This window comes from Sporomusa sp. (assembly GCF_057736855.1).
In genome coordinates, this window is record NZ_JBYKYF010000166.1 from 2,183 (window position 1) to 6,744 (window position 4,562).

Here is a 4,562-nt window from a genome sequence, read left to right on the forward strand (position 1 = left end):
GCACAAGGACCAGCAATAACAGGGATATCTTCTCCGCCAAAAACAGCAGTACCAACTGTAACAATGGTATTTTGGGGCTGCAGCTCTCGGCTGGCTAATATATAAGGCTTTTCAACAATAACTACCTTATCAACCCCGGGCATTCTTTCATATAAATCTGGATTGCAGGTCGATAAGTCACCGGTAGCAATAATAATGGTTTTATCTACAGTAGTTATCGAGTGGCCGTCCAAACCCAACTGGCGAAGTTTATCCATTACCCGCTTAACCTGGCCAGCAGTGGGATGGTTCATCATTATAATCATAGCAGGCCTCCACAAATATCCAAAAAATATAATTTAATATAATTCCCTGCCCGACAAAATTTTTCCTTCTCCAAAAATCGCAGCCTGTTATCAAATTTCTGTAAATATGTATCGTTTTATGACAACCCAGGAAAAATCCTTTTGCATCACTCTTATTGCTTAAATGTTACTTTTCCTACCACAACAAGATTACCTTGATTTTCCAGAATTATGCCGTCTGCTGGATGTATCAGGTCTTGGGAATGGGTCTTAATAACAAATTGTGCAGGCTGTTTAATATTAACAGCATCAATTTCAATATAATCGCCCTCATATACTGTAAGTTCAACTTCACCTTTACGAAAATTCCCCATCGGTTCCCCGTTTACAGTAACGATAGCATCAACACTGGCTGGCGGATTAATCATCCGAATAGTTATGTTCTTACCGGGTCTTAGCGTACGCATCGACTTGGCAACCATTTTGTGTAGCGCATTCATAGCCTGATTAGCATTAGTCAAAGGCATATCGGCAGCATACATCATAGACGGTGAAGTAATCTGCTCACCCTCCAGTTTGTCTACCAATGAAAGATATTTCCGAGCCTCACCGTGCATATGGAGAACTTGTACTACTACTAGCAAAACAACAGCTACCGAGGCCAACCGGATGAGTAGCTGGTCGATAAAATGTAAACGTTTACGGCGAAACTTATCATTTCGGTTCTCCATCCCAAGCCCTCCTGTCACAGTTTGCTACTCACTCTGGGCAGCAGACTTACCGGCCACATAGCCGGTAGAAAAAGCAGCCTGCAAATTATAACCACCAGTAAATCCGTCCACGTCAATAACTTCACCAGCAAAAAACAAACCTGGTATCAATTTCGATTCCATGGTACGCGCATTAATTTCTTTCGTACTGACACCTCCGGCTGTTACTATGGCTTCCGTTACCGGCCTGGTTTTCGTAATAGTAAACGTTAAATGCTGGAGGATATCCAGTAAGCGTGCCCGCTCTTCTTTGGTAATTTGATGGACAAACTTATCCGGGTCAATAAATGACAAATCAATAACAACTGGAATGAGTTTGGCTGGCAGTAATTCATGTAGAGAATTTTTTAACTGTTTTCTAGCAAACTTTGCAAAGTCGCGCTGCAGACGCTTGTCCAACATCTCCATACTCAAAGCTGGCTTAAGATTAATTTCTATAGTAACTTCCTTACCTGGAGCAGTGGCAAATAGCTCAGACACCTTTTTGCTTAGAGATAATATAATTGGGCCAGAAAGACCATAATGAGTAAACAGCATTTCGCCAAATTCTTCGGCTACTTTTTTGCCATCACTTATAACGGTTGCTGTAACGTTTTTAAGCGATAAACCTTGCAGCTCTGTTATCCATTCTTCCTCAACTTCCAGCGGTACCAGCGACGGTTTGAGTGGTACAATCGTATGCCCGGCAGCCTGAGCAAACCGGTAGCCATCACCAGATGAACCGGTACCAGGATAGGACGCGCCTCCTGTCGCAATAATTACGGCATCAGCCCGATATTCAGCATCGTTTGTTACAGCACCAACAGCCCTGCCATTTTCTATTATTATTTTTTTTACACATTGATTTGTCTTGACAATAACGCCGAGCTTAACCAATTCCCGTGAAAAAGTTTTAACAACATCTCTGGCCTGATCACTAACCGGAAAGACGCGTCCACCGCGTTCTACCTTGGTCGGCAAACCAGCCTGATGAAAAAACTCAATGACATCCTGATTACTAAACGCATTAAAAGCACTGTACAAAAACGAGCCATTGCCTGGCATATTTTTTACCAATTCAGGAATATCGCAGCTATTCGTGAGATTACAACGCCCCTTGCCAGTAATAAGCAGCTTGCGTCCAATGTCTTTCATTTTTTCGAGCAGTGTTACCCGGGCACCATGCTGAGCGGCGCTTACCGCCGCCATTAGGCCAGCGGCTCCCCCACCGATAATAAGAACTTGCTGCATATGTCACACTCACTTTTCAAAATATTATGCTATAAATTTGAAAAAAACCCTTATTTACAAAATAAGGGTGGAAAAATTAATTGTTTTTAATTTTTGCAAGGCGCTTTAGTTCTTGCACCTCTCTAGCAAGCAGATGGCGGTACTGCCCTCGCCTAACTCCTTCTAAGGTTAAAAAGGCAAATTTAATCCGTTTTAAATTTTTCACAGGAAAACCAATGGCTTCACACATTCGACGAATCTGTCTGTTTTTTCCTTCATAAATAACAAATTCTAACGTAGTTATTCCTTTTTCTTGATCAACATCCACGATATTGATTTTAGCTGGTGCGGTCATCCCGTCATCCAGTTTAATACCAACCCGTAACATATCAAGTTTTTCCTCAGGTGGATAACCTTGGACTTTGACCAAGTAGGTTTTGGCAATCTCATGGCGAGGATGAGTTAACGCATGCGTCAATTCACCATCATTCGTCATAAGAAGCAACCCTTCGCTATTATAATCCAGCCTTCCAACCGGATAAATCCTTTCCGGAATATCGGCAACAAGATCAGCCACCGTTTTACGTCCCCGGGGATCTTCTAAGGCAGTTATGACTCCTTTAGGCTTATTAAGTAAAATATATACATACTTTTCAGCTTTCAACGGTTTGCCATCAACAGCGACCCGATCCTTCTCAGGATCAATTTTAGTTCCAAGTTCAGTAACCGTTTTATTATTAACGGTTACCCTGCCGGCTTTAATAAGTTCTTCCGCGTCCCGCCGCGAGGCAATACCGGCTTGCGCAATCACTTTCTGCAAACGTTCTAACATTGAGTTTCGACTCCTATTTTTACTTGTGTTTTAATCTTGAGCAAATTGACTAAAATCTATCTGTACTTTACAAGTACGAACCCTTTTATAATCTTTGGTCAATCGGTCACAGCTACCGCAAATGCCTTCACCGCAACACATAGTTGCATTGTTGGTAGCTGCCATCGGCAGATCGACTCCAGCCTGCTGCATGGCAGCAATGACTCCATAGTGCTGGTCATCCGGGCCAGCACTGATAATGAGCTCAGGACATTCGTTGTTGTCAGTGAGCATTTCAGTCAATGCATGCATGCCAAACTGACGCATAGAGGCAACTTCCTGAACCGTGATTCCGAGTTCGGCTAGTTCATTGGCAATAAACACCTTACCAATCTTGCCAGGCGCAACCAGAGCTTTGACAATATTATTCTTTTTGACCAGCCGATCGGCTATCGCTAAAGCAGGCGGCTGCCCCATACCCCCAGTTATTAATAATATTTTACCATTAACTATATTGTCAATCCAGGGTTGACCAAAAATACCATTATAATATGGACCGCGTACCAATACACGCTTATTGTCATCGGCAAATAGATGCGCGCTTTTAGGTCCGATAGTTTCAACAACTACTTGAATAATATTTCCTTGTACCCGCATTACCCCAACGGGAAACTGATAAAATTGCTGGGCAGAAGGTCGACGCAAGAAAACAAAAGAACCGCATCTGTCCAATGCCTGTGCAAGTTCGGAAGTTACTTCAATTTCTAACAGGTATGTATGTTCGGTAATTTTGTTCTTTACAACAAATTCGGTATCTGCTTCCAAACGAACAGGAGTATCACCATCAATAATCCTGTTTTTCTTTTTGGCTTGCCATTGTTTTTCGTATAGTATGCACACTCCGCTCCAGTTGCAATCACATACGGGCTCACCTTTTAAATGACTGCAAAAAGTACAATGATTGGTTTCTGCCAATAGACAGGGACAGTATGCGGAATTTATATCAATACACTTCAGTGCAAGTTTATTTAGCATATTCCCCCTCCTCATCAAACCAAACAGGTATTATAAATATCATGTAATCCGGCTTTGATGACCCGGTCGTTAATTTCTCCTCGCGAGGCAGAATATAAACCTAGCTCTTTCATCCGTTCGAAATAAGCTGAACCAGAAAAAGTATATCTTAGTTTAATTCCCTCTTCGGTTCTCATTTGCGCGTGAATGTAATTTATAAAATCACCTGAAGCCAGTTCTGCCGGTAACTCAAGATATTTCATATCAATACAGCAACGTACCGCATTATGTCCGGCCAATAGTCCGGTTATCACGGCTTCGGTATGGCCAACCAAAATTCCGCATTTTTCCCCGGCACAAAATAAATTATCGATACCGTCTACTTTCAAGGAGTTGCTGCAAGGCGCAATACCTAAATACCGTATAGAATTTCCTACGCCCCCTGAATATGGATCTTCATATCTGGCACGTTCA

General features: G+C 42.3%; 5 protein-coding genes and 1 pseudogene. All 6 read right to left on the reverse strand.

The genetic code is table 11. The features are described from left to right. Nucleotides 1–305: pseudogene (locus AC29Z1_RS11300) on the reverse strand (3-deoxy-7-phosphoheptulonate synthase); the annotation flags it as partial. Between the two features lie 152 nt (nucleotides 306–457). After that, complete coding sequence (locus AC29Z1_RS11305; RefSeq protein WP_488271563.1) at nucleotides 458–1,015, reverse strand: hypothetical protein; 558 nt, start codon at nucleotides 1,013–1,015, stop codon at nucleotides 458–460. Nucleotides 1,016–1,039: 24 nt separating this feature from the next. Continuing rightward, nucleotides 1,040–2,284: a BaiN/RdsA family NAD(P)/FAD-dependent oxidoreductase gene (locus AC29Z1_RS11310; protein WP_488271564.1), complete on the reverse strand. Its 1,245-nt coding sequence runs from the start codon at nucleotides 2,282–2,284 to the stop codon at nucleotides 1,040–1,042. A gap of 76 nt (nucleotides 2,285–2,360) precedes the next feature. Next, nucleotides 2,361–3,095 carry a pseudouridine synthase gene (locus AC29Z1_RS11315; RefSeq protein ID WP_488271565.1) on the reverse strand — a complete coding sequence of 245 codons (735 nt, stop codon included), beginning with the start codon at nucleotides 3,093–3,095 and terminating at the stop codon, nucleotides 2,361–2,363. 30 nt (nucleotides 3,096–3,125) lie between these two features. Continuing rightward, the gene (locus AC29Z1_RS11320; RefSeq protein WP_488271566.1) at nucleotides 3,126–4,109 is read right to left on the reverse strand and encodes a hypothetical protein; all 984 of its coding nucleotides are present in this window, start codon (nucleotides 4,107–4,109) and stop codon (nucleotides 3,126–3,128) included. Nucleotides 4,110–4,123: 14 nt separating this feature from the next. Beyond that, nucleotides 4,124–4,562 (reverse strand): FAD-dependent oxidoreductase (locus AC29Z1_RS11325; protein WP_488271567.1); only part of this gene is annotated, 439 nt, incomplete at its 5' end.

Coding starts and splice junctions, on each gene's coding strand:
- AC29Z1_RS11305 (WP_488271563.1), bottom strand. CDS start 1,015: ATGGAGAACCGAAATGATAAGTTTCGCCGTAAACGTTTACATTTTATC.
- AC29Z1_RS11310 (WP_488271564.1), bottom strand. CDS start 2,284: ATGCAGCAAGTTCTTATTATCGGTGGGGGAGCCGCTGGCCTAATGGCG.
- AC29Z1_RS11315 (WP_488271565.1), bottom strand. CDS start 3,095: ATGTTAGAACGTTTGCAGAAAGTGATTGCGCAAGCCGGTATTGCCTCG.
- AC29Z1_RS11320 (WP_488271566.1), bottom strand. CDS start 4,109: ATGCTAAATAAACTTGCACTGAAGTGTATTGATATAAATTCCGCATAC.